The organism is Falsiroseomonas sp. HC035 (assembly GCF_050563525.1).
Classification (GTDB): Bacteria; Pseudomonadota; Alphaproteobacteria; order Acetobacterales; family Acetobacteraceae; genus Falsiroseomonas.
Genome location: NZ_JBNXUN010000060.1, coordinates 1 through 1,415, shown reverse-complemented (window position 1 = coordinate 1,415; position 1,415 = coordinate 1). Strand labels below are relative to the sequence as shown.

The 1,415-nt window shown below is 68.6% G+C and carries 1 protein-coding gene and 1 pseudogene; both read left to right on the top strand.

Annotated elements, in window-relative coordinates:
• Positions 1-402 (top strand): annotated as a pseudogene (locus ACLF3G_RS29410) (hypothetical protein); the annotation flags it as partial.
• 75 nt (positions 403-477) lie between these two features.
• Positions 478-1,415 (top strand): D-2-hydroxyacid dehydrogenase (locus ACLF3G_RS29405; RefSeq protein ID WP_430672924.1); only part of this gene is annotated, 938 nt, incomplete at its 3' end.

Genomic DNA, 1,415 nt, shown 5'->3' with positions numbered 1-1,415 from the left:
ATCCGCACCACGGTCGAGGTGGTGCCGCAGGCAACCTTCCTGACCCGCCGCAACCGGCGGGAGTACGGCGCCTTCGTCACCGTCTTTGGGTCGTTGACGGGCGAGACGTCCTATCTGCTCGGCTCACAGCTGCACTCCGTGGGCACGGTGCCGGGGCTTGGGTCGCTGAACTTCACCGGACTCGGCGGGCCAGAGACGGATGCGCTGATCCAGCGTGCCCGCGCGACGCTGGACGACGCGGAGCGGGCGCGCCTTCTTCGCAGCCTGGTGCAGCACACGGTGGATGAAAGCCTGATCATCGGGGTCAGCCTGCTGCGGTCGGTGAATGCCGGGCAGGCCGGGCTGGCCTTCCGGTCTCGGGCGGATGAGGAGGTGCAGGCGGTGGCGATCACGCCGCGCTGACCTTTGGCCAGAGGCAAGTTGCCACAAGGACATGCGCGCCGCATCCTCATGGCTCATTTTCCGTGAGGCCTGAGCGTGGAGCGAACGACCATCCTGATCTCCTCTCCATTGGAGGAGGGACATGTGGCGCGCATACGCGCCATGGATCCGAAGCGACTTGAGGTGCTGTTCGAGCCAGGCCTGCTGCCCCCGACCCGCTACCGGAACGACCACGGCGGTGCGCCCTTCCAGCGTGATGCGGAGCAGGCGCAGCGCTGGGACGCGCTGATCCGGCGCGCGACGGTGTCCTGGGATATCCCCAAGGCCCAGGATCTCGCGAAGATGGACGGGCTGCGCTGGATCCAGGCCACCAGCACCGGTGTCGGCCAGCACGTCCGGCGGCTGGGACTGCATGACCGAGACGTGCTGGTGACCACGGCGCGCGGCTCGCACGCGCAGCCGCTGGCCGAGTTCGTCTTCATGTCCTTGCTCAGCCATTGGCGCGGCCTGTCCCACCTGCAGGCGGAGCAGCGGGCGCATCGCTGGGAGCGTTACTGTCAGCCGCCGGTGGCCGGCCGTACCCTGGTGATCCTGGGCGCCGGTGACCTGGCACGCGGCTCCGCGCGTCTCGCGAAGGCGCTGGACATGCATGTGATCGCTGTCGCCCGAGAGCCCACGAAGGCCCGTGCGCATGACAACCTGTTTGATGAGATCGTCCCGCCAGGCGCCCTGCACGCGGTCCTGGGGCGGGCTGATGCGGTGCTGCTGACGGTGCCGCATACGCCGGAGACGGAACGCATGATCGACGCGGCGGCCATTGCCGCGATGCGGCCCGGCATCGCATTTGTGAACATCGCCCGCGGCCAGATCGTCGACGAAGACGCGCTGATCGACGCGCTGCGGACGGGCCATGTCGGCTTCGCCGCGCTGGATGTGACCCTGGTGGAGCCGCTGCCGGCGGACAGCCCGCTCTGGGACATGCCGAACGTCCTGATCAGCCCGCACTCCGCCAGCACGGTGCTTGAGGAGAACGA